27 protein-coding genes and 1 tRNA gene are annotated in these 25,100 nt (G+C 61.6%); 13 read left to right on the top strand and 15 right to left on the bottom strand.

Translation table 11 applies throughout. The features are described from left to right. Positions 1-2: 2 nt before the first annotated feature. From SZ63_RS11895 to SZ63_RS11850, 10 genes are all read right to left on the bottom strand, one after another. A complete protein-coding gene (locus SZ63_RS11895; protein WP_048185672.1) occupies positions 3-533 on the bottom strand; it encodes a 2-oxoacid:ferredoxin oxidoreductase subunit gamma in 531 nt (176 codons plus the stop codon). After that, positions 530-1,318, bottom strand: a complete 789-nt coding sequence (locus SZ63_RS11890; protein WP_048185670.1) for a thiamine pyrophosphate-dependent enzyme — start codon at positions 1,316-1,318, stop codon at positions 530-532. Before SZ63_RS11890 ends, SZ63_RS11895 begins: the two co-directional genes overlap by 4 nt. Next, the gene (locus SZ63_RS11885) at positions 1,315-2,415 is read right to left on the bottom strand and encodes a 2-oxoacid:acceptor oxidoreductase subunit alpha (protein ID WP_048185668.1); all 1,101 of its coding nucleotides are present in this window, start codon (positions 2,413-2,415) and stop codon (positions 1,315-1,317) included. Before SZ63_RS11885 ends, SZ63_RS11890 begins: the two co-directional genes overlap by 4 nt. After that, positions 2,412-2,684, bottom strand: coding sequence for a 4Fe-4S dicluster domain-containing protein (locus tag SZ63_RS11880; protein ID WP_048185666.1), 273 nt, complete (start codon positions 2,682-2,684; stop codon positions 2,412-2,414). The genes SZ63_RS11885 and SZ63_RS11880 overlap by 4 nt, the downstream gene beginning before the upstream one ends. Then, entirely contained in the window at positions 2,681-3,268 is a 588-nt protein-coding gene (locus tag SZ63_RS11875; protein WP_048185664.1) for a FumA C-terminus/TtdB family hydratase beta subunit, read from the bottom strand. The genes SZ63_RS11880 and SZ63_RS11875 overlap by 4 nt, the downstream gene beginning before the upstream one ends. Continuing rightward, the gene (locus SZ63_RS11870) at positions 3,235-4,074 is read right to left on the bottom strand and encodes a fumarate hydratase (RefSeq protein ID WP_048185661.1); all 840 of its coding nucleotides are present in this window, start codon (positions 4,072-4,074) and stop codon (positions 3,235-3,237) included. The genes SZ63_RS11875 and SZ63_RS11870 overlap by 34 nt, the downstream gene beginning before the upstream one ends. A 102-nt stretch (positions 4,075-4,176) precedes the next feature. Next, on the bottom strand, positions 4,177-4,689 hold the full coding sequence (locus SZ63_RS11865) for a 50S ribosomal protein L16 (protein ID WP_048185659.1): 513 nt from the start codon (positions 4,687-4,689) through the stop codon (positions 4,177-4,179). Between the two features lie 61 nt (positions 4,690-4,750). Then, positions 4,751-5,512: an ABC transporter ATP-binding protein gene (locus tag SZ63_RS11860; protein WP_048185656.1), complete on the bottom strand. Its 762-nt coding sequence runs from the start codon at positions 5,510-5,512 to the stop codon at positions 4,751-4,753. A 1-nt stretch (position 5,513) separates the two neighbouring features. After that, positions 5,514-6,290 carry an ABC transporter permease gene (locus SZ63_RS11855; RefSeq protein WP_048185653.1) on the bottom strand — a complete coding sequence of 259 codons (777 nt, stop codon included), beginning with the start codon at positions 6,288-6,290 and terminating at the stop codon, positions 5,514-5,516. Positions 6,291-6,420: 130 nt separating this feature from the next. Beyond that, positions 6,421-7,407 carry an ABC transporter substrate-binding protein gene (locus SZ63_RS11850; RefSeq protein ID WP_048185650.1) on the bottom strand — a complete coding sequence of 329 codons (987 nt, stop codon included), beginning with the start codon at positions 7,405-7,407 and terminating at the stop codon, positions 6,421-6,423. A gap of 514 nt (positions 7,408-7,921) precedes the next feature. Between SZ63_RS11850 and argH the strand changes: the two genes are divergently transcribed. The 10 genes from argH (at position 7,922) to SZ63_RS11800 (ending at position 18,081) form a co-directional block, all read left to right on the top strand. Then, positions 7,922-9,400 (top strand): argininosuccinate lyase, encoded by a 1,479-nt coding sequence (gene argH / locus SZ63_RS11845; protein ID WP_048185649.1) that lies wholly within the window; start codon positions 7,922-7,924, stop codon positions 9,398-9,400. Further along, positions 9,400-10,632, top strand: coding sequence for a Glu-tRNA(Gln) amidotransferase subunit GatD (gene gatD, locus SZ63_RS11840; protein WP_048185647.1), 1,233 nt, complete (start codon positions 9,400-9,402; stop codon positions 10,630-10,632). Before argH ends, gatD begins: the two co-directional genes overlap by 1 nt. Then, the gene (gene gatE / locus SZ63_RS11835; RefSeq protein WP_048185645.1) at positions 10,629-12,488 is read left to right on the top strand and encodes a Glu-tRNA(Gln) amidotransferase subunit GatE; all 1,860 of its coding nucleotides are present in this window, start codon (positions 10,629-10,631) and stop codon (positions 12,486-12,488) included. Before gatD ends, gatE begins: the two co-directional genes overlap by 4 nt. Positions 12,489-12,562: 74 nt before the next feature. Next, positions 12,563-12,868 (top strand): DUF5350 domain-containing protein, encoded by a 306-nt coding sequence (locus SZ63_RS11830; RefSeq protein ID WP_048185643.1) that lies wholly within the window; start codon positions 12,563-12,565, stop codon positions 12,866-12,868. A gap of 56 nt (positions 12,869-12,924) precedes the next feature. Beyond that, positions 12,925-13,281 (top strand): hypothetical protein, encoded by a 357-nt coding sequence (locus SZ63_RS11825; protein ID WP_048185641.1) that lies wholly within the window; start codon positions 12,925-12,927, stop codon positions 13,279-13,281. After that, positions 13,268-13,795 (top strand): nitroreductase family protein, encoded by a 528-nt coding sequence (locus SZ63_RS11820; RefSeq protein ID WP_048185640.1) that lies wholly within the window; start codon positions 13,268-13,270, stop codon positions 13,793-13,795. Before SZ63_RS11825 ends, SZ63_RS11820 begins: the two co-directional genes overlap by 14 nt. 22 nt (positions 13,796-13,817) lie before the next feature. Further along, positions 13,818-14,156, top strand: a complete 339-nt coding sequence (locus tag SZ63_RS11815; protein ID WP_048185638.1) for a DUF555 domain-containing protein — start codon at positions 13,818-13,820, stop codon at positions 14,154-14,156. Then, positions 14,153-15,043 carry a carbohydrate kinase family protein gene (locus tag SZ63_RS11810; RefSeq protein ID WP_048185636.1) on the top strand — a complete coding sequence of 297 codons (891 nt, stop codon included), beginning with the start codon at positions 14,153-14,155 and terminating at the stop codon, positions 15,041-15,043. Before SZ63_RS11815 ends, SZ63_RS11810 begins: the two co-directional genes overlap by 4 nt. Positions 15,044-15,123: 80 nt before the next feature. Continuing rightward, positions 15,124-16,863, top strand: a complete 1,740-nt coding sequence (locus SZ63_RS11805) for a DUF2070 family protein (RefSeq protein WP_048185633.1) — start codon at positions 15,124-15,126, stop codon at positions 16,861-16,863. 42 nt (positions 16,864-16,905) lie between these two features. After that, on the top strand, positions 16,906-18,081 hold the full coding sequence (locus SZ63_RS11800; RefSeq protein WP_048185631.1) for an aminotransferase-like domain-containing protein: 1,176 nt from the start codon (positions 16,906-16,908) through the stop codon (positions 18,079-18,081). A 6-nt stretch (positions 18,082-18,087) separates the two neighbouring features. Here SZ63_RS11800 and SZ63_RS11795 read toward each other — a convergent pair whose 3' ends face one another. Continuing rightward, on the bottom strand, positions 18,088-18,717 hold the full coding sequence (locus tag SZ63_RS11795; RefSeq protein ID WP_052959153.1) for a hypothetical protein: 630 nt from the start codon (positions 18,715-18,717) through the stop codon (positions 18,088-18,090). Between the two features lie 329 nt (positions 18,718-19,046). After that, the gene (locus SZ63_RS11790) at positions 19,047-19,508 is read right to left on the bottom strand and encodes a cupin domain-containing protein (RefSeq protein WP_048185626.1); all 462 of its coding nucleotides are present in this window, start codon (positions 19,506-19,508) and stop codon (positions 19,047-19,049) included. A 148-nt stretch (positions 19,509-19,656) separates the two neighbouring features. Between SZ63_RS11790 and SZ63_RS11785 the strand changes: the two genes are divergently transcribed. From SZ63_RS11785 to SZ63_RS12810, 3 genes are all read left to right on the top strand, one after another. Continuing rightward, positions 19,657-19,741, top strand: a tRNA-Leu gene (locus SZ63_RS11785). 416 nt (positions 19,742-20,157) lie between these two features. Continuing rightward, positions 20,158-20,610: a very short patch repair endonuclease gene (locus SZ63_RS12815; protein ID WP_082122781.1), complete on the top strand. Its 453-nt coding sequence runs from the start codon at positions 20,158-20,160 to the stop codon at positions 20,608-20,610. Further along, the gene (locus SZ63_RS12810) at positions 20,607-21,503 is read left to right on the top strand and encodes a DNA cytosine methyltransferase (protein ID WP_082122780.1); all 897 of its coding nucleotides are present in this window, start codon (positions 20,607-20,609) and stop codon (positions 21,501-21,503) included. Before SZ63_RS12815 ends, SZ63_RS12810 begins: the two co-directional genes overlap by 4 nt. Positions 21,504-21,507: 4 nt before the next feature. On the opposite strand, the gene SZ63_RS11775 is transcribed toward SZ63_RS12810, so the two are convergent. The 3 genes from SZ63_RS11775 to SZ63_RS11765 form a co-directional block, all read right to left on the bottom strand. Beyond that, positions 21,508-22,482, bottom strand: a complete 975-nt coding sequence (locus SZ63_RS11775; protein WP_048185623.1) for a NotI family restriction endonuclease — start codon at positions 22,480-22,482, stop codon at positions 21,508-21,510. Positions 22,483-22,804: 322 nt separating this feature from the next. Beyond that, positions 22,805-24,037 (bottom strand): CRISPR-associated endonuclease Cas1, encoded by a 1,233-nt coding sequence (gene cas1 / locus SZ63_RS11770; protein WP_048185621.1) that lies wholly within the window; start codon positions 24,035-24,037, stop codon positions 22,805-22,807. Then, positions 24,034-24,951: a hypothetical protein gene (locus tag SZ63_RS11765; RefSeq protein WP_048185619.1), complete on the bottom strand. Its 918-nt coding sequence runs from the start codon at positions 24,949-24,951 to the stop codon at positions 24,034-24,036. The genes cas1 and SZ63_RS11765 overlap by 4 nt, the downstream gene beginning before the upstream one ends. Between the last annotated feature and the right edge of the window lie 149 nt (positions 24,952-25,100).

The following is a 25,100-nucleotide window of genomic DNA, read 5'->3' as shown; positions in this document are numbered from 1 at the left end:
GTTCACGCTCGTTCTCCGAGTTCGAATCCCCTCTTTAACGCCTTCTGATTCAGTTCTTCGGTGCCTTTCGGGACGCTGTCGAGCACCGCACGCTCGATCGCCTCCCTGCTCACGACCCCGGTTGCGGTCACGAGAGCGCCGATCATCACGATGTTCGCGACGATCTCCCGGCCGAGCGCGCCTTTTGCCTCGGCGGTCGCCGGGATCTCGTAGTGGCGGCAGTCCGGCCGCGACCGGACGAGGTCGGCATCGAGGAGCATGACCGCATCCATCCCGGCACGAATCCCGTACTTCTCGAACCCCTGCTGGGACATGATGACGTAAATATCCGGCTCGGTCACCTCGGGGTAGAGGATCGGCTCATCGTCGATCACCACCTGCCCCATCGAGGCGCCGCCCCGCGCCTCCGGGCCGTAGACCTGCGTCTGGACGGCGTATTTGTCGTCGTAGAGCGCCGCCGCCCGTCCGAGGATGACCGCGGAGAGGATGATCCCCTGCCCGCCGTATCCCGAGAACCTGATCTCGTGCCTCATCTCTGCACCCCCATCGCCGGCCGGCTCCTTCGGACGAGTTCCCCGACGGTGAACGTCCCTTCGGGGATCGGCTTTCCTTCCGCGACCAGCCGATCACGCTTCTGAACAAGCATCGCGTGGCTCCGGAGGTGCTCGATCATCGCCGGGACGCTCCGGAGCTTGTTGTGGCGGCCGTAGTTGGTCGGGCACTGGGTTCTCGCCTCGATGAAGGCGAGCCCCGGGGTCTGCATCCCGGCCACGACGGCCTTCGTGAGTTCCTTGACGTGGTAGGACGTCCAGCGGGCGACGTAGTTCGCGCCGGCGGCGACGGCGAGTTCCGCGAGATCGAAGGCCGGTTCGCTCATCCCGTAGGGCGTCGTCGTCGAGATCGCCCCCGGCGGGGTCGTCGGGCTCCCCTGCCCGCCGGTCATGCCGTAGATGTGGTTGTTCATGCAGACCACGGTCATGTCCACGTTCCGGCGGCAGGCGTGGATGAAGTGGTTCCCGCCGATGGCGGCGAGGTCGCCGTCTCCCGTGAAGACGACGACGTGCAGGTCCGGCCGCGCCATCTTCACGCCGGTGGCGAACGCAAGCGCCCGCCCGTGGGTGGTGTGGAGCGAGTCGGTGAGGATGTAGCCGGGAGCCCGGGAGGAACACCCGATTCCGGAGACGAAGACCGTCTCGTTGCGTTTCCAGCCCATCTCCTCCACGCCTGCGAGGGTGCAGTTGATGATCGTCCCGTTCCCGCAGCCGGTGCAGTAGATGTGCGGCAGGCGGTCGTCCCGGAACCAGTCGGGCGCGATCATCGGTACGCCTCCAGCACCCGGACGAGTTCGGCGGGGGTATGCAGTTCGCCGCCGATCTTCGGGATGGAGATGACCGGCTGGTCGACGTGACGCTGGACCTCCCGCACCATCTGGCCCATGTTCAGTTCCGGCATCAGGAAGGTCCTGGCGTTCGGGAAGACCTTGAGGGCGAACTCCGGGAACGGCCAGACGACCCGGAGACGCAGATGACCGATCGAGTCGTCGGGACGGTCGCGCATCACCTGCTCCACCGTCCGCGACGGCGGGCCGTAGGTGACGAAGACCGTCTCGGCGTCGGGGTTGACGACTTCGTAGTCGGCGATATCGCGGCGTGCCGACTCGACCTTTGCGACCAGACGGCGCACGAGTTTATCGTGCGCCTCGGGATCGGTCGTGTCCGGGTAGCCCCGCTCGTCGTGGGTGAGGCCGGTCACGTGGACGGCCCGCCCCGAGCCGAAGGGTGCGAACCCGGGAGTCCCGTCGTCCCCTGCCTCGAACGGGAGAGCGCCCTCCGCGAGCGGGCGGGGGCGTTCGACCTCGACCGCGCCGGGTATGGTCACCCGCTCGCGCATATGGCCGACGATCTCGTCGGACATCAGGAAGGTGGGAACCCGGTAGCGGTCGGCGAGATCGAACGCTTTTGCGGTCAGGTCGAACATCTCCTGGACGGAGTTCGGGGTGAGCGCGATGGTGCTGTAGTCGCCGTGCGACCCGAACCGGCACTGGAGCATGTCGCCCTGCGCCGCCCGCGTCGGCTGCCCGGTGCTCGGGCCGCCGCGCTGGATGTTGACGACGACGCACGGCGTCTCGGTCATGGCCGCGTAACCGATGTTCTCCATCATCAGCGAGAACCCGGGCCCGCTCGTCGCGGTCATGGCTCTCGCCCCCGTCCAGGCGGCGCCGATGACCGCGGCGATGCTCGCGAGTTCGTCCTCCATGGAGATGAAGACTCCGCCGGCCTTCGGGAGTTTCCGGGCCATGGCCTCGGCTATCTCGGTCGACGGCGTGATCGGGTAGCCGCCGAAGAACCTGCACCCTGCGGCGAGCGCGCCTTCAGCGCAGGCGGCGTTCCCCTGCATGAACTCGGTCCTGCTCAAAACTCCACCTCCACTTTGTGCGGTTCGAACGGCTTCTCCTCGACCCAGGAGATGGCCTGGTCGGGGCAGATCATGTGGCAGACCCCGCAGAGCATCCTGCCGTAGAGGGCCTGCAGCCTGCAGTTCGTGCACCGTTCGGGGCGGTCGAGGACCGGGGCGACGATTCCCCGGCTGTTGAGCTCCGTTCCCTCCCGAAATATACCGTAGGGGCAGACCAGCACGCAGAGGTTGCATCCTTTGCAGCGGCTTTCATCGATGACGAGTTTCATGAGACGGTATCCTGCTTAGTATTGAATCGCTGGTGAAATTGTGTTTTCGCTTTCTCGCGTACGGCGCGGAAGAGATCGCCGCCGTGGGCGTCGATCCCGACCGTGAGGGGCAGGTGATCGGCTTCGATGACCCATACCGCCTCGGCCATGCCGAGGTCTTCGAAATAGACCCCTTTAAGGGTCATTCGGGCTGCGGCGAGCGCGGCGCACCCGCCCGTGAGCGCGAGGTAGACTCCGCGCCCCCGGAGTTGTTCGACCACCTCCGGCCCCATGCCGCCTTTGCCGACGAGGGCGCGGACGCCCGCGTCGATGAGGAATCCCGAGAGCCTGTTCATCCTGGCGGACGTCGTGGGGCCGGCGACGACGAGCCGGCCGTCCTGCACCACCGGGCCGCAGTGGTAGACCGCGGCGCCCTCCGGATCGAAGGGGATGCCTTCTTCCATCATCCGCAGGTGGGCTTCGTCCCGTGCGGTGTAGATCGTCCCCGAGAGCGTGACCGTATCGCCCGCCCGGAGGTCGAGCACCTCGTCGCCGAGCGGTGTCGTGAGGTTCACCGCTTCACCTCCACGGTCGCCCGCCGGCATGCCCAGCACTGCACGTTCACCGCCACCGGGAGGGACGCGGTGTGGCAGCCGGCGCGTTTCACCTTCACTGCGAGCGCCGTCGTGTCGCCCCCAAGTCCCATCGGCCCGATCCCGAGGGCGTTGACCGCGTCGCAGAGTTCCTGTTCGTAGTCGTCCATGGTATCCACCGGGAGGAGGAGCGCTTCCTTTGCAAGCGCGGCCGCCATATCGAACGTCCCGCCGATCCCGACGCCGAGGATCACGGGCGGGCAGGGCTTCCCTCCCGCAAGGAGCATCGTCTCGGCGACGAAGCGGGGGATCTCCCCTGCCTGCGAGGGGAGGAGCATCCCGATCCTCGAGACGTTCTCCGAACCCGCGCCTTTCGGGAGAACCGTCACCGTGAGCCTCTCCCCGGGCGTCACGTGGACTGCAGGCATCCCCACACCGGTGTTGTCGCCGGAGTTCTCCCGGGTAAGGGGGTCGACGACGTTCGGGCGGAGGGGGATCGCGGCCGTCGCCCTCTGCACCCCTTCCCGCACTCCTTCAAAGAGGGCAGGGGTGAACGGGACGTCGGGCGGGAGGGTGAGGTAGACCGCCGGCACGCCGGTATCCTGGCAGATCGGCACCCGCCGTTCTTCTGCGAGCGCGATGTTCTCCAGGATATTGCCGAGTTCCCGGCGTGCGATCTCGTCCCTCTCGGCCGCCGCCGCCCCCCGGAGCGCCGCGAGCACATCGGGGGGCAGCCGGATCTCGGCCTCCAGGAGTGCTCTCTCTGTGGCGTCTGCAAGTGCGTCCGAAAGCGTCGGATCTGCCGGATTAACCATCATGTATACTGGTGGGAAGAGACTATAAATACCTATATTTCCCCCGGTAGCGGATACGCCGCCTGCGGGGAGTTCCCCGGAAAAAAGATGGGAAGTGATGCGGGTTTATGCTGCCGGCGCCCGCTCTTCGACGATTCTTGCGGGAGACGGAAGTTTGTATGTGCCGCGCTTGAGCGAGGCCTTGGCCTTCTCGACGTACTGCGGGCTCGTCCAGACGGAGAAGACCTTCTGGCCTCTCTCAACCCGCGCCGCGGTGCCGACGGCCTTCCCGAAGGCGAGGCGCATGCCTTCCGAGACACGGTCCGCACCTGCGCCGGTTGCCTGCTTGTTCTCACGGAGAACGTGGTGCGGGAAGGTCCGGATCTTTAAGTGGAAGTTTGCCCTCCCGACCTCCTTCTGGAGCTGCCGGTTGATACCGATACGGGCGGCCTCGAGAGCCGTGTGGCGTATCTGGCAGGCCTCGTCGACGACGATGGAGAGTTCGACCGGGTACTCCTCGGTGAGGTTGCCCATATCGAACTGCACGATCTTGCTGCCCGGCACGCCGCCCATGTATTCCCTGCGTGTATATGCTTTCTTTGCGAGATTCCTGTACATCTTCGCTGGTTTTCGTACCATCGTTAAAAACTCCTGCCGATCTTTGAGTGCTTTATAAAATGGAGATGTCCTCTAATAAACCTTACTGGGCGTTTTCGGTCTCGTCGATCATCCGGAGCACCCGTCGCCGGACTTCTGCGAACTCTGCACTGGTGCGGTCCCGCGGGTGCGGCCAGGGGATCTCGATGATCTCCCGGATGGATCCCGGCCGCGGCGAGAGGACGACGATCCTGCTGGCGAGGTAGACCGCTTCGTCGACGCTGTGGGTGACGAAGACGATCGTCTTCTTCGTCTGGTCCCAGAGGGAGAGGAGTTCTTTCTGCATCCTGTTCCGGGTCTGGGCGTCCAGCGCCCCGAACGGTTCGTCCATGAGGAGGACGTCGGGGTCGTTTGCGAGCGCTCTCGCGATCGCCACGCGCTGTCGCATCCCGCCGGAGAGTTCGTAGGGGTAGGCGTCCCGGAACTGGGAGAGGCCGACCATCTCGATGTAGCGGTCCGCCGTCCGCCGGCGCTCCTCCTTGCCGACGCCTTTCATCTCGAGGCCGAAGGCGACGTTGTCGATCACCCGCCGCCAGGGGAAGAGGGAGTACTCCTGGAATACCATCCCCCGCTTCGGGTCCGGGCCGGTGACCGCGCGGCCGTCGACGGTCACGGCCCCGGTGGTCGCGGTCTCGAGCCCGGCGATGATCCGGAGAAGCGTCGTCTTCCCGCATCCCGACGGCCCGACCAGGCAGATGAACTCCGTATCGCCGATCTCCAGGTCGACGCCCTCGAGCGCCTGTGTCGCGGTGCCGTCCTCTTTCGGGAAGGCCTTGCCGAGATCGCGTATCGTAACCCCGCTCATTCTAGGCCACCTCCCCTGCATGCCACCGCAGGAGCCTCTGGTCGACGTAGTTCCGGAAGATGCGGTCGATGATGAGACCTGCAAACCCGAGGATCAGCATGTAGACAACGACGTTGGGCATCTGGTGGAGGTAGTAGTTATGCCAGAGCTGGTAGCCGAGCCCCGACCGGGAGACGCCGAACATCTCGGCGGCCACGAGACACATCCACCCGACGCCCATGGCGATCCTGATGCCGGATGCTATCGCCGGGACGGCGGCGGGAAGGGCGACGTGGCGGATCAACTCGAGCGACGTGTCGCACCCGAGCACCTTGCCCGCCTCGACGAAGACCTTCGGGACGGACCGGAACGCGGCGTAGGTCGCGGTCAGGATCGGGAAGAACGCCCCTACGAAGATGACGAAGCCGGCCGCCTGGGTGGTGAGCCCGAACCAGATGATGGCGAACGGGATCCAGGCGAGCGGCGGTATGGGGCGGAGGATCTCGATGATCGGGTCGAGCAGGAAGTCCGCGACCCGGAACCATCCCATGAGGATCCCTATGGGGACGCCGAGAAGGAGCGCTGCGAGGAGTCCTATTCCGAAATGCTCCAAACTTACTACGATGTCGGCAACGAGGGTGCCGGACTCGAGGAGGTTTACGAATGCGCCGGCGACGTCGGTGACGCTCGGGAGGATGAAGGATCGTCCCACCACGTATTCGGCGACGATCTGCCAGAGCGCAGCAGCGACGACGAGTGCTGCGATGCCGAGGAGTCGTTTCTGTGTCTGTCTGTTCATGTCTTCATTCCGTTGCCTGGTTGTTGCCGAAGCAGGATGAGGCCCGGTTCACCCCGGGCGATTCTCCAGTATTTCATCGGCACGCCCATAAAAGATACTTTTGGGGAGGGAAACGGGTAAGGTTCCCGGGTTATGCCCGGGCCTTATCGTAGAACGAGAAGTCGAAGAGATCGTCTTCCGTGAGGGGGTTGCTGATGTAGCCGAGTTCGTACTGGAGCTCGGTGTACTCGACGACCGACGTCGTGATGACGTGCGGGTCGGCGGTCCAGGTGCCGTCCCAGTCCCTGAAGGATGCCTTCACGGTCTCGACGTTCTGTCCGGTCTTCCCGGCATAGATGGATGCGGCCTCGTCTGGGTGTTCGAGGTTGTACTCCGTCGCCCTGACGTGCGTCTTCACGACCTGTTCGACGATCTCGGGGTGGTCGCGGATCAGGGAGCCGCTTGCAACCATGACGCAGCACGCGTGATCTTTCATCATCTCGCCCGATTTAACCACGGTTCTTCCCGTGCCCTCCGCCGCGATGATGGCCGGGGACGGGTGGGGCAGGAAGACGCCGTCGACCTGGCCCGCCGAGATGGCGGTGGTGGCGGCGCCGGGATCCATGGCGATGATCTCGACGCTTGCGGGGTCGACGCCGTTCTCCTGCAGCCAGGTTCTGAGGATGGTGTCCTGGATTGTTCCCGGCGGGAAGGTGGCGATCTTCTTGCCGACGAGGTCGGCGGGGGTCGAGTACGGAACCTCGGTTCTGAGCACCAGGTCGGATCCTTGAGTCTGCACCGCGGCAACGATCTTGGCGTCAAGCCCGCTGCTCACGGCCGCGACGAACGGGGCGGCGCCGACGAAGGCGATATCCAGGTCGCCGGCAAGCATCGCCTGCATCTCGGGAGCGCCGGTGCCGAACTCGTAGTCGGTCACCTGCGTGATGCCGAGCGGTTCGAGGTCTTCCTGCCACCACCCTTTCTCCATCGCGGTGGTGTGGGAAACCTGGTGGGTGCTCGGCTGGTAGCCGATCCGGAGCTGCGTTACATCGCCGGTCCCGGTGCCGGTGCACCCGCTTACGAACGTGAACGCCGCGACGAGGGCCACGGCCAGAAGAATTGCGGTCAGTGATTTCATAGGTCTCTCCATCCGTATGTGGATGTGTAGTCTTCATGGTATCAGTATATAGTATTGTCGAAAATAGGAGGGATTGTTATACTTTAGTAGATATTTTCGCTTCGATTTTGTTCTTATGAGGGTGATCGGGTGCGGAGTGGAGACGGTTGGGGGTACATGCATCTTTGGGAGATACGGCTGTCCAGCATCGTTACCTCACGCGAAGCCGCGAAGAACGCGAAATTCGGTAGGTGGCTAGAACAAAGCCTTCTGCACTATTGGTGCTCAAGCTCCGCTCCTACAGAGTGCCGCATCCTGCGATGAAGCCGCAGTTTGAAAACGTGAAGCGCTTTCTCACGCTCCGGGCCAAAATTGTCCTTCGCGGCTTCGCGTTCTTCGCGTGAGACTATGCCGTCAGCAATGCACCACTGCTTTGCACAAGACTGCGGCGCCACCGATCGCTGACCCCCCCATCTCCCGGGCGTTGTTTTAATCTCTCCCCCGGTCAAACGGTACAGACAGGACTGTTGATATAATGCGTTCGGATCAGATTCGGCAGGGCCGTCTTGCCGGCGAGCGGTCGGGCGATCTCGAGCACTTTCTTGCATCGATGGACGCCGACCGCTGGATTGCAAGGGCGGACCTTCTCGTGGATATGGCGCACCTCCTCGGCCTCTCGCGGCAGGAGATCATCGACGAGGCCCCGGCACGTGCGCTGATGGCGGCGCTCCTCGATCTCTACGACAACGGCCTCCCGGAGGAGGCGTTCGACGAGCGGTTCGAGGACGTCCACGCGGGCAAGGAGGCCTACCTCATCGACCGGGTGGGCGAGGACTTCGGCGGCCGCCTCCACATGGGCCGGTCGCGGAACGACGAGGTCGCGACCTGCATCAGGATTCGGTTAAAAGAGGAGATCCTCGCACTCGTGCGGTCGCTCGCCGATCTCAGGGCGACCCTGCTCGACGTCGCCGCCGGCCATACGGGGACGGTGATGCCGGGCTTCACCCATCTCCAGCACGCCCAGCCCACGACGCTGGCCCACTATCTCCTCGCCTACGAGCAGGCCTTCTCCCGCGATACGGCCCGGCTGCGGGAGGCGTATGCCCGGGTGGATGTATCCCCGCTCGGTTCGGCGGCGTTCGCCTCGACCGGCTTCCCCCTCGACCGCGCCTACACCGCCCGGCTCCTCGGGTTCGCCCGGCCGGCGGGAAATAGCATGGACGCGGTCGCAGCACGGGACTTCGCGATCGAGGTGCTTGCCGATGCCTCCATCTGCATGGCGACGGCGAGCCGGCTCTGCGAGGAGCTCGTCCTCTGGAGCACCTCGTTCGTCGGGTTCGTCCGGCTCGACGACGCCTACTGCTCCTCCTCCTCGATCATGCCCCAGAAGAAGAACCCGGACGTCGCGGAGATCATGCGGGCGAAGGCGGGGTCGGCCGCAGGCTCGCTTACAGCGGCGATCACGATCGTGAAGGGCCTTCCCATGAGTTACAACCGTGACCTCCAGGAACTGACCCCGCACCTCTGGCGGGGCGTGGAGGCCGCGAGGCAGAGCATCCCCCTCTTGTCCGGGATGCTCGGGTCTGCGGCCTTCGAAACGGAGCGGATGGCCGCCGAGGCGGGGAAAGGGTTCTCCACCGCGACGGAGCTCGCCGACGTCCTCGTCCGGGAGTACGGACTTGCCTTCCGCACCGCCCACCGGATCGTCGGGCGGGCGGTCAGGCACGGGTCGCTCGACCTCGCGATACTCGAGGCCGCCGCCCGTGAAGCGGCCGATCTCTCGGTCGTGGATCTGGGGCTGACCCAGGAGAAGATCGACGCCGTCCTCGACCCCCGCCATGCCGTCGCGGTCAGGAAGATCGTCGGCGGTCCGGCGCCCGCGGCGGTCGCGGCGCAGATCTCGGAGCAGAGAGAACTCCTCGCCCGCGACGCGGCGTGGGCGGAGGAGACGGATTCAGCACTATCGAGCGCATTCGAAGACCTTATCCTTGAAGCACGGAGGTTTGCAGCATAATGGAGAGACTCGAGACCGGTGATCTGGTGCGGTACGCAAACGGCGGAACCGCGCTCACCGGCACCTACATCGCCGAACGGGACGGTATGGCCGTCGTCAAACTGGAGAGCGGCTACAACATCGGAACGTCGCTTGAGAAGATCGAGTTCGTCGAGCGCCCGGCCCGGCAGCCGCCGGCATGCGCGGGAGTCGTCGTCCAGAACTCCGACCTCCCCGATCTTGCCATCATCTCCACCGGCGGGACGATCGCGAGCAGGGTGGACTACCGGACCGGCGCGGTGATGAGCCAGTTCTCGGCGAGCGATATCCTGCGGGCGATCCCGGAACTCGGGGACATCGCCCGCTACCGCGACCGGCAGATTGCAAGCATTCTCTCCGAGAACATGCAGCCGGCGCTCTGGCGGGAACTTGCCCGGGCGATCTACGACGAGATCCGGGCCGGTGTTTCCGGGGTGATTGTCACCCACGGCACCGATACGATGGCCTACTCGGCCGCGGCGATCCGGTTCATGCTCAAGACGCCGGTGCCGGTCGTCTTCGTCGGGTCGCAGCGGTCCGCCGACCGCCCGAGTTCCGACAACGCCATGAACGCTCTCTGCAGCGCCGCCGTCGCCACCGGCGATCTCGGCGAGGTGACGGTGGTGATGCACGCGACGACGAACGACGACCGGTGCGCCGTCCACAGGGCGACGAGAGTCAGAAAGATGCACACCTCCCGGCGCGACGCCTTCCAGAGCATGGGGATGGAACCGCTCGGCTACGTCGACTACCCCTCGCTCTCCGTCACCCTCTCGGACGAGGCGGTCCGGCGGGGGACCGAAGAGCCGGAACTCCACGACAACCTCGAGGAGCGCTGCGCCCTCCTCCACTTCTACCCGGGGATGCCTTCTAGCGTCCTCGACGCTTTCGAGGGCTACGCCGGCCTGGTCATATCGGGGACGGGGCTCGGGCACGTGGCGACTGCGTGGATCCCGAAACTCCAGGAGATGATCGAGGACGGGACGATGGTCGTCATGACGTCGCAGTGCCTGCACGGCCGGGTCTGCGACCGGGTCTACAACACGGGTAGAGACCTTCTCTCCGCCGGCGTCGTCGAGGGCGAGGATATGCTCCCCGAAGCGGCGCTCGTCAAACAGATGTGGGTGCTCGGGAACGAACCCGACCCCGAACGGGCGAGGACACTGATGCAGACCGATCTTGCCGGTGAGATCCGGCGGAGGTCGATCCTATGACGGATTACAAGAAACTCGGTCTCAAGGCCGGTATCGAGATCCACCAGCAGCTCGACACCACCGAGAAGCTCTTCTGCCGGTGCCCGACCTGCCTCCGGGAGACCGCGGAGCGGACCGGGGAGTTTCACCGTTACCTCCGGGCGACGGAGAGCGAGCTCGGGGAGATCGACCGGGCGGCGCGTGAGGAGATGAAACTTGTCCGGAAGTTCTGCTACTACACCTACGACACGGTTTGCCTGGTGGAACACGACGAGGAGCCCCCGGCCCCGATGAACCCCGAGGCGCTCGAGGTCTGTCTCACGATAGCAAAGATGCTCGAGATGACCCCGGTCGAGCAGGTGCACACGATGCGGAAACTCGTCATCGACGGTTCGAACACCAGCGGGTTCCAGCGGACGGCGCTCGTCGCGCTCTCCGGCGCCCTTCCCGGCGGCTGCCGGGTCGAGACGATCTGCCTGGAGGAGGAGGCGGCGCAGCGGGTGGAGGACGAGACCTTCTCCCTCGACCGCCTGGGGATCCCGCTCGTCGAGATCACCACCGCCCCCTGCATGCACACCCCCGAGGCCGTCCAGGAGGTCGCGGCGCATATCGGGATGGTGCTCCGTTCGACCGGCCGGGTGAAGCGCGGGCTCGGGACGATCCGGCAGGACATCAACGTCTCCATCGCCGACGGTGCCCGGGTGGAGATCAAGGGCGTCCAGGACCTCGACCTGATCGCCGAGGTGGTGCGCCGCGAGGTGGAGCGGCAGACAAATCTCCTCGCCATCCGGGGTGAACTCCGGGCACGGAACGCCCGGGTCGACCATACCGTCGTCGACGTCACCGCCCTCTTTGCCGGGACGAAATCCTCGATCCTGAAGAAGGCGAAAGCCGTCCTCGCGGTCCGGCTCTGCGGGTTCGCGGGCCTCGTCGGCAAAGAGATCCAGCCCGGCAGGCGTCTCGGGAGCGAGATGTCGGACTACGCGAAGAAGTGCGGCGTCGGCGGGATCTTCCATACCGACGAGCTCCCCGCCTACGGCGTCACCGCAGAAGAGGTGGCGCACCTGCGCGAGTTCGTCGGCGCCGCGGAGGAGGACTGCGTCGTCATCGTCGCGGCCGGGAGAGAGCGTGCCGGGTGTGCCGCCGAGCAGGTGATGATCCGCGCGGAGATGGCCCTCTCGGGCGTTCCCGAGGAGACCCGGAAGATGCTCGAAGAAGGGAGCACGGCCTACATGCGCCCGCTCCCGGGAGCCGCCCGGATGTACCCCGAGACCGACGTCTTCGAGGTCGCGATCGGCGAGGAACTCTGGGAGAGCATCAAGATCCCCGAACTTCTCACCGACCGGGCCGAACGGTTCGTCCGGGAGTTCGGGCTCGACGAAGGGCTGGCGCGGCAGGTGGCGTTCTCCGAGCGATTGGCGCTCTTCGAGAAGGCGGTCGCCGCCGGCGTCCGCCCCACCCTTGCTGCGCGGACGCTGCTCGGCACCTGCCGGGAGCTTGCCCGCGGCGGCGTCGGCGTCGGCCGGGTGACCGAGGAGGAAATCCTAGCTCTCCTCTCGGCCGTCGAGGCCGGGCGTGCCGCAAAAGAGGCGATCCCCGACCTTCTCACCGAACTCGCGCGGACCGCCGGAAGCGCCGGTGCACCCGGAGAACGGGTGGACGCGGCGATCGAGGCCATGGGGCCCGCCGTCTCGCAGGCGGACGTGGAGGAGATCGTGCGCCGTATCGTTGCCGAGCGCGAGGCGTTCGCCCGGGAGAAGGGTATGGGCGCGCTCGGCCCCCTGATGGGCGTCGTCATGCAGGAGCTCCGCGGGAGCGTCGACGGGAAGGTCATCAGCGAGACTCTCCGGCGCGAGCTTCAGCGGTTACTCTCCTGATCCCCGGCCCGGGCCCGTCCCGGCCGGGTTACTTTTATCACCGGATCAGTGCATAAATATAAAGGAGTTTTATCATGGGAAAGACAGGCAGTGTTCAGTGGGCCCAGGTCAAGGGCGTCAAGGGGCAGATTCGACTCGTCCCTGCAAGTGAAGGCGAAGTGAAGAAACCCGGCCCGAACCAGCGGTTCAAGCCTGCGGCGGCTATCCAGAAGCGGGAGAGCAGGGAAGGGCAGGACCAGCGCCGCGGCGGACGCGGCGGTCGCGGCGGTCGCGGCGGCCGGGGCAGGGGAGCAAGCGGCCCGACGGTGGACGTGCGGGTACGCCGGGGCATACGCCGCCCGAAGGTTTCGGCTCTCGGGACCAAGCAGAAATCGAGATAAACCGTCCCCCTCTTCTCCTTCAATACTTTTTATACTTGAGAGTTCCAGTATGTGGTATGGATCTCAAAACCGCCATCAGGACCTATCAGTTTGCCGAACGGGCGAAATCCGAGCTGATTGTGGGGTCGCAGCTGACGACAGCCCTGATCCAGTTTCCGCTCCAGGAGAAGCCCGGCGGAAAACGGATGCTTGTGATGGTGCTCGAATCGATCCGCTCGGAACTCGAGTTCGCGTATGGCGATACGGAACTTTCCGAGTTTAAGAAGGCGATCGATCACCTCAACGAGGCGATCAGCCTGACAGAAAGCATGGAACTGGGCGCCGCGTCGGAGCGGATGAGCAGGGCCGTCAGCGCCGCCACGACCGCAGCCCAGGCCGCATGGGAAACGCTCAAAGAGCATGAACTCCTCTGATTTCCTCCGTTTCGTGAGAGCACGGTCGTCGGTCCGGGAATACTCCGGGGAGCCGCTCGAAGAAGAGGATATCGATTACATCCTCGCCTGCGCGAGTGCGGCGCCGAGCGCCGGCAACCGCGAAGGCTGGGACGTCGTCGTCGTCACCGACGACGATGTCAGGCTGGAACTCGCGTCGGCGGCCCTCGAGCAGGTGCACGTCCGGGAGGCCCCGGCGGTCTTCGTGGTCTGCGCGAACTATGTCCGGTCGATGTCGCACTACGGGGAGCGGGGGATCCTCTACGCGCTCGAGGACGCCACGATCGCCTGCACCTACATGATGCTTGCCGCCCACGCCCGCAGCCTCCACTCGTGCTGGACGGGGGCGTTCGAGGAAGACGAGGTTCGCGAGGTTCTCGGCCTCCCGCAGCACCTCCGTCCCGTCGCGCTTCTCGCGGTCGGGAAGGGGACGCCGCCGCTCGAGCCCATGGAGCGGATGCCCATCGAGGAGCACCTGCACCGCGAGACCTGGTAGGATTAACATTTTCGGAGAGAATATGCCGGATTATTTGGTTACGCTTGAATCAGCGTGGATAATTAAAGACGTCAAGTCTATGGACGACGCCGTGAGCATCGCGATCAGCGAGGCCGGAAAGCGGCTCAACCCTTCGGCGAAGTTCGTGGAGATCGAGGCGGGGATGATCGCCTGCCCCTTCTGCGAAGGGGAGTTGAACACCGCTCTCGTGGTCGCCGGCACCGCCCTCGTCGGGCTCGTGCTGCAGATGAAGGTCTTCCGTGCGGAGTCCGAAGAGCACGCGGCCAGGATAGCGAAGTCGGTCGTCGGGAAAGCACTTCACGACGTGCCGCTGAAGGTCCAGGAAGTGCAGGAGTTATGATCTCCGTCGTCGGGCATACCGCCATCGACCATCTCTTCCGGGTGCCGAAACTCCCCGGACGGCACAACTCGACCTACATCACCGGTCACGAGGTCTACTTCGGCGGCGGGGCGGCGAACATCGCGGCCGGGATTGCGGTGCTCGGCGAGCGGTGCCGGCTGGTCTCCGCGGTCGGGGGCGACTTCCCGGGCAGCGACTACGATCGGTGGCTGCACGATCTTGAGATCGTGCAGGACTTCACCCAGGTGAAGGATGCCCGGACCGCGACCGCGTACGTCTTCACGGACGACGACGGCGACCAGGAGACCTTCTTCGAGTGGGGCGCGTCGACCGCGTTCTCCCGTGCGGAGGCTCCCGCTCTCGACTTCGTCCATATGGCGACGGCCGACCCCGACTTCAACGTCCGGGTGGCCGAGAAGAGCAAATTCGCCTCCTTCGACCCGGGGCAGGATCTCCTCCGCTACACGCGGGATCAACTTGAGATCATCCTCGCGAACGTCGATATTCTCTTCTCGAACAATCACGAGATGGACCGGATGTGCGATATGCTGGGGCTGGAGCGCTCCGCACTCGTCGCGTCGATCCCGATGACGGTCACGACCCGGGGGGCGGAGGGAAGCCTCCTCTGCATGGACGGCGAGGAGTATCACGTCCCGGCCGTCAGCGTGGAGGCCGTCGACCCCACCGGCGCCGGCGACGGCTACCGTGCCGGGTTCCTCACGGCGTTCCGGAAGGGCTACGCCCCGCTCGACTGCTGCCGCGTCGGTGCGGTGGTCTCGTCCTTCGTCGTCGAGCGGCCGGGCACCCAGACGAACCTCCCCGACTGGGAGCGGATGCTTGGGCGGTACCGGAAGGTCTTTGACGAGCCCGGCGAAATTATTGTCTGAATTATGGGGAATACAGCGCTGATAGCCGGCATTGTTATGCCGGCTGCCGTGTCCGGCCCGAGAGCACCCGGAGGCGCCTGATGGAATCCGGCCCCGACGTCCGTGTCGAGCGGCTCACCCGGTACATCTTCTCCGCCCCGTCCTGGCCGCGGTCGCTCGCGATCATCGTGGTGCTCGGGCTCATCATCGACATAGCTACCTACCGGCCCGGAACCGAGTTCTTCCTGATCGGCACCCTCGGGTTTTCGGTTCCGGCACTGCTCGCCTTCCTGCTGACGGTGCCGCTCGTGGGGATCTTCGGCCGGCATATCACGTGGAACCGGTCGGCTCTCCTAGCCCTGGCCTGCACGGTCCTTACGGTGATCCTGAGCCTTTCGCCGGCTCTCGTCTTTGGCCGTGCGCTCTTCCCCACGCTCTATGCGATCGCGCTCGGCCTGGCCCTCGGCCTCCGGCTGCTGGTCCTCGCGGCCGTGGCCGACTACCGGGTCAGCCGGATGGCTCTTCCCGCGTTTACCCAGAGCGCGGCCGCCATAGCGGTCGGGGCCTGGTTCTTCACCCCCGGATTCGTTCCCTACGCCCTCCTCCTCCAGGCGGTCTTCGGGATGGTCTTCGTCTTCCTGATCTGGCTGATCGAGCGGCCGCTGAAACGGGCGTTCCAGATCAGCGGGCTCAACTTCCTCAACACCTTCATCGCCCACCTGACCGACGGCTCGAAGAACATGGAGGACTTCTTCCGCGAGATCGGGGAGGAGGTCTATGTGCCCCAGATCTCGCTCTTCTTCTCCCGCAACTCCGGAAAAGACGTCCTCTTCACCGTTCCGAACGTCCACCCCGGCCCGATGGGCGACGTCGGCGGCGGCAACCTCCCCCGGATACTCCACGATACGTTTCCCGAGGAGACGCTGGTCGCTCACGGCTGCGCCACCCACGACTTCAACCTGGTCTCGGAGAGCGAGATTGAAAAGATCGCCCGCGCCGTGGAGGCGTCCCGGGAGGGGCTTGCCTACTCCGACACCGCGAGCCGGCCCGTCAGGGTCGTATCGGGCTCGGTCTCGATCCTCTGCCAGCGGTTCGGGGACGCCCTCCTGATGGTGAGCACCCGGTCGCCGGAGCGGACGGAGGATCTCGACTACTCGATCGGGATGGCTATCATGGCCGAGGGGAGGTGCGCCTTCTCGGAGGTCGCGTTCGTGGACGCTCACAACTGCATGACCAGCGTGGGCTCCCCGGTCCTCCCGGCGACGCGGATCGCGACGGAGTATGTCGCCGCCGCACGCGAGGGATTCCGGGTCGCACGGGACCTCCCGACGGAGCCGTTCGCGATCGGGGTCTCCCACGTCCGGGTCCCGTTCACCCGCGAGCAGGGGTTCGGGTCGCTCGGGGTGCAGGCGCTGGTGACGGAGGTCGAGGGTGTTCGGGCGGCCTACGTCCTGATCGACGGGAACAATGTGGCCCGGGGCGTCCGGGAGCAGTTGCGGGCGGTGGCTCTCGCCCACGTCGACGAGGCGGAGATCATGACGACCGACACGCACACGGTGAACACGATCAGCGGGAAGAACCCGGTCGGCTACGCGGTGCCGCCGGGGGAGATCGTCCCCTACATCGAGCAGGCGGTCCGCGAAGCGCTCGCCGACCTCTCGGGGGCCCGCGTGGGGGCGGCGACGGCCTCGTGCGAGGGGATCACGGTCTTCGGGTCGCAGCGGGTCTCGCAGCTCGCGAGCACCGTGAACGCGATGCTTGCGTTCATCGCCCCGCTGAGTTTCATGATCCTGGTGCTCGCGTTCCTGCTCTCGGTCGTTGCCTACATCATGCTGCAGTAAGATACCCGGCATTTTTCTTTTGAGACGCTCAATACTGGTTATATGGAATACCGGTTTTCTTCCCGGATGGGGCGGGTCCCGGAGTCGTTCCTCGAAGAACTCTTCCGGGTCTCGGGCGTTCCCGGGGTGATATCGTTTGCAGGAGGGCTGCCGGGTTCGGCATACATCGACGTCGAGGGAATCCGGGAGGCGGCCCGCGAGGTCTTCGCCGAAGAGGGGCGGACGGCGCTGCAGTACACGACGACGGACGGCTACCTGCCGCTCCGGGAGTTCATCGCCGACCGTTACCGGAGAAGGCTCGGCCTCCCGGCGGCCCCCGAGGAGATCCAGATCGTGAACGGCTCCCAGCAGTGCCTGGACCTCGTCGGGAAGATCTTCCTCGACCCCGGCGACGCCGTCGGGATGGAGCGGCCGGGCTACCTCGGGGCGATCGAGGCCTTCTCCCTCTACGAGCCCGACTTCTATTCGGTTCCCCTGGAGGAGGACGGGCCGGATCTCGCGGCGTTCGAGTCGCTCATCCGCGGTCGCGCGCCGAAGTTCTTCTACGGCATCCCGAACTCGCAGAACCCTTCGGGGAGAACCTACTCGGAAGGGAAGCGGCGTGCCGTTGCGGAGATCCTCGAGGGGACGGATACGGTATTCTACGAGGACGACGCTTTTGGAGAGTTATTCTTCGACGGGAAGCCGCGTCCGCCGGTGAAGCGCCACCTCCCTGAACAGACGGTGATATCTGGGTCGTTTTCGAAGATCGTCGCACCCGGGATGCGGATCGGCTGGATATACGCGCCGGCGCCGGTTCTCCGGCAGTTCAACGTCGCGAAGCAGGCGGCCGATCTCCACTCGAACTTCCTCTGCCAGGTGATCCTGCACCGCTATCTATCGACCCACGATCTCGACGCCCACGTCGCCCGGGTCTCTGCGGTCTACGGCGAGCACTGCCGGCTGATGTGCGAACTCCTCGACGACCTGATGCCGCAGGTGACCCACACCAATCCCGAGGGCGGGATGTTCATGACGGCGGCCCTGCCGGACGGCGTCTCGTCGATGGAGGTCTTCCGTGAGGGTGTCAGAGAAGGCGTCGCGGTCCTTCCCGGGGTGCCGTTCTACGTCGGCGGCGGCGGGGAGGACACGATCCGGCTGAACTTCTCGGCGGCGGGTGAGGAGGAGATCGTCGAGGGGATGCACCGGCTGGCGAGGGTGGTGCGACGGCTGGCGTGAAGCCGGCTACCGGCGTTTCGTCATGCTCCACGCCACGAGCCAGCACCCGATCATGACGAGCAGCCCGTGGGCGATCCGGACCGCCGGCGGCGTGAAGAACTGCGGGAGGAAGAGCGCGAAGCCGAGCGCGAGCGGGATGCCGCTCCACCGGGGGAGGATGCCCGAGCGCCGGATCGCGGCTGCAAAGAGGATGCTGCCTGCCGCAAGGGCGAGGAGGCCCGCACCGAAGAGCCAGACGCCTTCCCCGAACCGGATCGCGTCCGTGAGCGCGAGGAGGAGGTCGACGCTGTTCTGCTGGAGTGCTTCCCGGCCCACGGCGGCGAGCGCGAACGTCTCGGCCCCGTAGTAGGGGAGAACCAGCCCGACGCCGGCCCAGGTCAGGACGAGCGCCGCGACGGCCCGGGGTTCGGCCTCTGTCTCCCGGAGGCGGCCGTAGAGGCCGAGCAGCCCGAGCACGAGCAGGATGAACCCGACCATGGCGAGCGTGTGCGAGAGGGTCCAGGCGGGGGAGGCGAACGCCCCGGCGCCGGCGAGGGACGCTTCATCGGTGTACGGCCGGATCGCGGGATACGCGAAGAAGCAGGCGCCTGCAACCGCGAGCGAGAGCGCCGCGAGATTGATCCTGGTTCGAGTCATCGGTTTCTCCCCGGGTTCGCATTCCCTTCGTGTCTTCGTACTTAACGGTGCTCATGCCCCGGACGTTCCGTCCGTCGCACTTCGCATGAGGCCGTACCATCGCTCATAAATCGTCATCTCACGCGAAGAGCGCGAAGCCGCGAAGGGGGGTCCCCTCTCGGATAAGCCGATCTTCGCGTCCTTCGCGGCTTCGCGTGAGATTATATTGCTATCTGCACCTACTAACTTACGCGAAGAACGACTTCCCTTTGGGGAAGGAGTTTGAGAAGCCGTAGGCTTCGAGCCGCGGAGTTCAGGAGTTGGGTCTATGCCTCCACGATCAGGTCTTGCTATCCCTCCAGGCACGGCCGGCCGGGGTCGGGCCCGCGCTCCACCTGGACGAGCATCAGCACCGCGGGCTGGTCACCTACGGTTCCGGAACGGTGTCCCCTGCGCCCCCGATGGTCAGGCCGGGTGTTCTGGTCGTTCCCGAACGAGAGTTCCCCCGGCCCCATCTCCACGCGGGTGCCGTCCATGGTCTCGACGAACCAGCGCCCCGACAGGGGCACGATCCACTGCGGCTCCGGGTTCTCATGCCACTCGCCGACCCAGCCCGCGGGGAGGACGAGGACGACGACGCGGCGAGCCGGGTCGCCGGGCCTCCCGATCCACGACGGTGCGGCACCGCTCGATACGCTTGCGAACTGAAAGTCGCTCATCCGGCAGCGGTCCTGCCGGCTCACGCCGTTCTCGTCGGTCCGGACGTGCCAGTAGGGCACTTCGGGACTGTCCGGGTTACGGTCTCTCTCCATGCAGCCTCCAATCTTCGGCCCCGTCCTCAAATACCTTTGGCCCCGGGAGTCGCCCTGGAGAACGGCTGCCGGATCCGGGTTTTCGCCGGCGGCATGCGGGCGTCGGACTTAATACATGCGGTGGAGAATAGGTAATGGCACTTTTCGAGCGAGGGTAGCCAAGCCCGGCCAACGGCGCCGGACTTAAGATCCGGTCCCGAAGGGGTCCGTGGGTTCGAATCCCACCCCTCGCATTCCGGAACAGGGTTATAGCTATTCAAAAAAAATTTGACATCTGTCACCTGTGGCATGATCACGGTGGTGGATGAAGTGGCCCCCTGACAGGACGATGGTGGGGCATGCTCTTCTGAAGGGTTTGGGAGGAGTGACCACCTCGCGCGGGAGGTGGGGTCAAGTGGTTTACTGACTTTTCATCGGCACGTATGGTGTAGTAGTGACGTGCACCCACCAGAACGAACGAGCATTGGTATCTAGTGGAGGATTCTATCCGTAGGTAGTTAGGGGTACCATCTATTTGATTCCGGGAAGCGAGCGGCAGTGAGTTGCACGAGTAAAAGGTCTGTGATGGGAACTGGGCATACAGTTGAGCGTACCCACCAATATTCGCCCCTCCTTAAATTAATTAGGTGCTACGCCTACGGATATAGTAATGCCTGATATCTTCCCCAAGGAAAAACGCAGTCAAATAATGAGTAAGATTAAGGCTAAAAATACATCTCCTGAATTAGTTGTCCGAAGGTTTCTGTATTCTCATGGCTTTCGGTACAGGGTACATCAGAAAGACCTCCCAGGTAAGCCGGATATCGTTTTACCAAAATATCGGACTGTTATCTTTGTACATGGCTGTTTTTGGCATGGGCATTCATGCAAAATCGGAAGCGGACTTCGCAAACCAAAATCAAACACAGATTATTGGATTCCAAAAATTGAGAAAAATATCGCCCGTGACAAAGAAAATCAGAGAATGCTAGAATCTGACGGATGGAAAGTAATTGTTATTTGGGAGTGTGACGTAAAACATGAAGACAGATTAATCAGCGCATTGAAATCCTTGTTAGATCTCAAAGAAAGTGAGAATGCACAAAAGCCAGTGGTAAAATGAAAGTAGCGTCGTTTTTCAGCGGTATTGGTGGGTTCGATCTCGGGTTTGAGAATATTGGCATGAAGATAGTCTTCCAATGTGAAATAAACCCATTTTGCCAGCGCGTCCTGAAAAAGCATTGGCCTAATGTGCCGCTTGTAAGCGATATTAAAGATGTAAAGGCCAGCGAAATACCAGATGCGGATCTTTGGTGTGGAGGGTTTCCATGTCAAGATCTTTCTCTCGCTAACCAGGGGAAGCGAAAAGGGCTTAAAGGTGATCGAAGTGGATTATTCTTCCAATTTGCAGAACTCATATCAGCAAGAAGACCTCGCTGGATTATTATTGAGAATGTTCCCGGAATTCTTAACAGTAACAGTGGAAAGGATTTCCAAGCACTCATCCAAGCGCTGGATGAACTCGGGTATGGCATATCGTGGCGAGTACTGGATGCAAAATACTTTGGAACACCACAGAGACGGCGAAGAGTCTATGTTGTCGGAAGTCTTGGCTCTCTCGTGTCCGCCGAGGTACTTTTTGAACCGGGAGCAACTACAATCGCTCCTCGAGCGGGCCTTGGCAAGTGGGAAGCCCTTGCCAGAGGAACTCAAAAGCGCAATAGAGAAACAGATCTCTATGCTATCCAGCATGCCGCAATTGGAAGAAAGCATACAGCTGGACCGCAAGCCAAAGGGTACAGAAATGACGGGGAAACATATACACTCGATTCAAGAGGGGGAGCAGATGCTGTTTGTTCGACGGCTGACCCCTTTGGAATGCGAGCAATTACAGGGGTTCCCCCGGGGATGGACGGAAACCGGCACCGAGCAATAGGTAATGCAGTGAATGTGCATGTTATTGAGTGGATCGGACGACGGATCTTAAATGTAGATAGTCACTATTATCCAAAATAAGGGATTAAAACCTCTTAAAATTCAAACAGCATCTATTTTCGCCTAATGCTTGCTGGCTCAGGTTAATTCTGTCTCCATCTAAGCAAAAGAATTCACCCCTAAACAGAGTAGCGGATGGTCCACCTTGATTGATGAGCGCTTGGACGAATGTATGGTAATTTGTAAAGAGCAAGCGGTCCTCATCGATTTTTATGGGTATAGGCCCTGGTTGTGGCTCTTGTGATGTATCTTCAACAAACGCAATGAGCGCTAGCGTCCAGTTAAAATCCCGTAGGTTGTTTAACTTTGCGTCGCTGATTCGCTTCCAGAGATAGTCGTATAAAAGAGACCCCATGCAGAAGACCATCTGCCCACCTGTCTGCTGGGCAATGTTCCCTTTGACGATAAATTGCTCCTGCTGTCGGCGCCATGCATTTGTTTCAATTGTTCCAACACCATCGACAATTTGGGCCAACATTTGGTTTGTACGTTCTGGATTTCGCTCAAACGCCTTGACATGATTGGTTAGATTTTTAGTCTGAGAGGTTTCCCCGCCTCCTTGCATTTCTACGACTGCCCTACGGGGATCAAAGCATACTCCATGCTTTCTAAACATAATAAAATCAGCCCGGTAGTCAGTGCCGTCGATCACTTCAATCTTTTCTTCACGCTTATAATATATTTCAGAAGGGGGGACGCTGTCTCCATAAAGCGTTTTCGCAACACTGTGTAAAATTTCTTTTTGATAATTCGAAAGGGGGAGCGGTTGCTGTGTCTTAGGGATATTCTTTTTAGTAGAGCAGAGCCTATCGGGGCAGACAATCCACAACGTGCCATCGGATTTTCTGACAGAACAGACTGGTGCCTGCTTTTTTTTTACTTTGGGACAATATGTCCCCATAAATGGACATGGCGGTTCAGACCCTGGCTCTACAGGTTGAATAATCGGGGTTTCGACGTCGGTTCGTTGACCTAGGTACTCAGCAACTGATACAGACATGGAGCACTTATACGAAATTGGTTGACAGACATTTAATATTTATGGATTTTATTTCCTCATTAAACGCGGTTATTTTATTTTGTGGCTTCTATGAGAGATGGCCTATAGTAATGGAATGCATCTGTGGGAGGTGTTGTATCCGTCCCGTGCAAACCTACCTCCGTGAAGTAATCTCGACCCTCCATACTGATCTCGATGGGGTTGATATTTTGGCACGTCAGGTTCCTTCCAGTGCACCCAAAACTTACATCCACGTGGCCTGGAGGGGATAGGTAGGATACATTAAGCAATCACTTAAAAAGGGGGGTCAGACCTATAACAGTTATACGGGAGATCCAAGTGGTAAATCTTCATAACATTCCCATTGCTCCAGCCGCTCCCGCACATGCTTGTTCATCGTGAACGGCTTCCCGTCCCGCGCGTTCTTCTTCAGGTAAAACAGCGTCCCCTTGGAGAACCCCATCTTCTTCCACTCGGCGTATGGGATCGCAAGTATCTTCCGGCGCATCTCATCGGAGTCCTGCCGGTCGATCTCGTAGGAGGGTGATGCAAAGTCAAGTTTCCGCTTCTTCTCGGTGAGATAATGTGCAAGTTCCCTGGTCTTGAGGAAGATGACATAACTCCACACGGTTTCCTTCCCCTGATACTCCACTACCTTGTTGAACCACCGGTTGACCTCTTCGGTGACTTTGCGTGCGCCAGCAGGTCGGAGACGGAGGTTATAGTTCTCGGTCCGGACAAAGTCGCCTTTCGCCATAGCCTCACTTTCTATGAGGGTGATCACGGCGAGATCCACCAAGAACCGGAACGGCTCCTGCAGGTCATAGGCGAGGCTATATTTCCCGGCCTGCATCTCGTGGAGGAAGCCAACGTGTGCGTCCAAGCCAGTGCTGTTGATGGCTCGCAGGCACTCCGCTTCCAGCAATGAATATCCGTAGTTTAGCATGCAGTTCACGTGGTCTACGGCTCCCATCGGGCGGCCCGTCTTGCCGATGTTCCGCCCGTCAAACTCATACTTATCCGGGATAATCTTCTGAAATTCACTCCAATATAACTGTGCAACTGCCCCCTCAACACCCATTACTTCCCGGATCGTATTTGTGTCACTGAGCTTGGAAGCATCCCGTTCAATATCCGTACCAATGTTCGTGTATCTCTGTCCCAGGTAGTCGAGAACAAGCCGTGTCCGCGCGAACTTAGCTTCGATCAGTTTCCGGGCAATCTGTATCCTGAGCCCTATATTCTCGTAGGCACGGTACTGGTCAAACTTTGTCTTCACCTGGACGCTCTCAGGCGGGAGCATCGTGGTGAGCAACTTCCCGTCCCAGTTGAGCACCGACACCTGCACACCCTGCTTGACCAACCAGCGTATAGCAGGGATGGAGATGGTCCCGCTCTGCCCATAGATGGCGATTGAGTCAACATCGATCTTCTTCGGTGCGAAAACATAGGATGCAGGCTCCTCTTTTGTGGAGAACTTCCCATCCCGGACATGGAGCTTTGCACCGTCGATATTCATGCGGATCCCATGCCCGTTGAGCAGCATGAACTTCATTTCCGGGCTCCACACATCTTCTCATAGTAGACAGCCTTATCTCTGTTTTCGGCTATGTAATCGAGAAGGTCATCAATGATTAACGCAATTTTACGCTCGTCCTGGTGTCCTTCCTTTTTCCCCATCTCATTGTATTTCCACATCTGCTCGAGGAGGCTGTCTATATTCTCTTCAAACGCATGGATGAGGTATTTTGAATGATAGACGGTCTTTATCCACGTCTTTTTCCGAACTTCGTCGTCCTCTTTAGATAACAACTCCTTTTCGCCTTCAACTCTTTCAAGATCCACTTTCAGCATCTCTACCATGAACTCATCGGAAAAAAACCCTAGTATCTCCAACAAGAGATTTTTACTTGTATTGACCGGAGGGAGGGTATATGCACCAAGTGCTTGGCTTACGTCTCCGATTAATGATGCCCGTTCCTCCTCACCAATGCATGATCTCTGTTTAAGGAGGGCTTCGTGCAGGATTTCAATAACCAGTTTATCTGTATCCTCATCAGCACCCAAACACGTCGACAGGCGGGATAACTGGACGGGGTTTAAGGAGTACTCAGCCAAGTTACGCTTGATTTCCTTGAGTGCGAGGCGCTTCTCGAATTGATCGCCTGTTGAAGACTTGGCTATTAGGCCGTCGACAACTCTTTTCTTATCGGCATAAGGGCCTGATATGAGGTACTTCGCACGTTTATCCTCGTCAGAGATGCCATACTCTGCAAACTCCGCTGGTTCGATAACCCCGATTTTGCCAGCGCTGATTAGCTCGCCAATCCTTCGATTGAGCGAAGTGGTGCTAAACCCTTTCTCTTTTGCATACTTCGCTTTCAGAACCTCAAGGAGGTCCTTCCTGCGGATATACCCGGCCTGCTCAAGTTCTGACAGGATTTTTTCATCAAACTCGCGAATCCTCATCCTTAACCCCTGTATTTTCGCTATCGAAGTAATCTATATCGCTAACTTATATTTAATGATTATGTACCGCCAATCTTTATCGGCCCAATTTTAAGCCCAAAAGTTACTACCAAAGATGTTACCAAAAGATACAATTATATATCCAAAAC

This window comes from Methanoculleus sediminis, from assembly GCF_001017125.1.
Taxonomy (GTDB): Archaea; Halobacteriota; Methanomicrobia; order Methanomicrobiales; family Methanoculleaceae; genus Methanoculleus; species Methanoculleus sediminis.
This window is presented reverse-complemented; position numbering and strand designations above follow the sequence as displayed.

Bases quoted from the DNA above. Each gene is read 5' to 3' on its own strand.
- SZ63_RS11895 (WP_048185672.1), bottom strand. From the start codon at position 533: ATGAGGCACGAGATCAGGTTCTCGGGATACGGCGGGCAGGGGATCATC.
- SZ63_RS11890 (WP_048185670.1), bottom strand. From the start codon at position 1,318: ATGATCGCGCCCGACTGGTTCCGGGACGACCGCCTGCCGCACATCTAC.
- SZ63_RS11880 (WP_048185666.1), bottom strand. From the start codon at position 2,684: ATGAAACTCGTCATCGATGAAAGCCGCTGCAAAGGATGCAACCTCTGC.
- SZ63_RS11875 (WP_048185664.1), bottom strand. From the start codon at position 3,268: ATGCCGGCGGGCGACCGTGGAGGTGAAGCGGTGAACCTCACGACACCG.
- SZ63_RS11870 (WP_048185661.1), bottom strand. From the start codon at position 4,074: ATGATGGTTAATCCGGCAGATCCGACGCTTTCGGACGCACTTGCAGAC.
- SZ63_RS11865 (WP_048185659.1), bottom strand. From the start codon at position 4,689: ATGGTACGAAAACCAGCGAAGATGTACAGGAATCTCGCAAAGAAAGCA.
- SZ63_RS11860 (WP_048185656.1), bottom strand. From the start codon at position 5,512: ATGAGCGGGGTTACGATACGCGATCTCGGCAAGGCCTTCCCGAAAGAG.
- SZ63_RS11855 (WP_048185653.1), bottom strand. From the start codon at position 6,290: ATGAACAGACAGACACAGAAACGACTCCTCGGCATCGCAGCACTCGTC.
- SZ63_RS11850 (WP_048185650.1), bottom strand. From the start codon at position 7,407: ATGAAATCACTGACCGCAATTCTTCTGGCCGTGGCCCTCGTCGCGGCG.
- argH (WP_048185649.1), top strand. From the start codon at position 7,922: ATGCGTTCGGATCAGATTCGGCAGGGCCGTCTTGCCGGCGAGCGGTCG.
- gatD (WP_048185647.1), top strand. From the start codon at position 9,400: ATGGAGAGACTCGAGACCGGTGATCTGGTGCGGTACGCAAACGGCGGA.
- gatE (WP_048185645.1), top strand. From the start codon at position 10,629: ATGACGGATTACAAGAAACTCGGTCTCAAGGCCGGTATCGAGATCCAC.
- SZ63_RS11830 (WP_048185643.1), top strand. From the start codon at position 12,563: ATGGGAAAGACAGGCAGTGTTCAGTGGGCCCAGGTCAAGGGCGTCAAG.
- SZ63_RS11825 (WP_048185641.1), top strand. From the start codon at position 12,925: ATGGATCTCAAAACCGCCATCAGGACCTATCAGTTTGCCGAACGGGCG.
- SZ63_RS11820 (WP_048185640.1), top strand. From the start codon at position 13,268: ATGAACTCCTCTGATTTCCTCCGTTTCGTGAGAGCACGGTCGTCGGTC.
- SZ63_RS11815 (WP_048185638.1), top strand. From the start codon at position 13,818: ATGCCGGATTATTTGGTTACGCTTGAATCAGCGTGGATAATTAAAGAC.
- SZ63_RS11810 (WP_048185636.1), top strand. From the start codon at position 14,153: ATGATCTCCGTCGTCGGGCATACCGCCATCGACCATCTCTTCCGGGTG.
- SZ63_RS11805 (WP_048185633.1), top strand. From the start codon at position 15,124: ATGGAATCCGGCCCCGACGTCCGTGTCGAGCGGCTCACCCGGTACATC.
- SZ63_RS11800 (WP_048185631.1), top strand. From the start codon at position 16,906: ATGGAATACCGGTTTTCTTCCCGGATGGGGCGGGTCCCGGAGTCGTTC.
- SZ63_RS11795 (WP_052959153.1), bottom strand. From the start codon at position 18,717: ATGACTCGAACCAGGATCAATCTCGCGGCGCTCTCGCTCGCGGTTGCA.
- SZ63_RS11790 (WP_048185626.1), bottom strand. From the start codon at position 19,508: ATGGAGAGAGACCGTAACCCGGACAGTCCCGAAGTGCCCTACTGGCAC.
- SZ63_RS12815 (WP_082122781.1), top strand. From the start codon at position 20,158: ATGCCTGATATCTTCCCCAAGGAAAAACGCAGTCAAATAATGAGTAAG.
- SZ63_RS12810 (WP_082122780.1), top strand. From the start codon at position 20,607: ATGAAAGTAGCGTCGTTTTTCAGCGGTATTGGTGGGTTCGATCTCGGG.
- SZ63_RS11775 (WP_048185623.1), bottom strand. From the start codon at position 22,482: ATGTCTGTATCAGTTGCTGAGTACCTAGGTCAACGAACCGACGTCGAA.
- cas1 (WP_048185621.1), bottom strand. From the start codon at position 24,037: ATGAAGTTCATGCTGCTCAACGGGCATGGGATCCGCATGAATATCGAC.
- SZ63_RS11765 (WP_048185619.1), bottom strand. From the start codon at position 24,951: ATGAGGATTCGCGAGTTTGATGAAAAAATCCTGTCAGAACTTGAGCAG.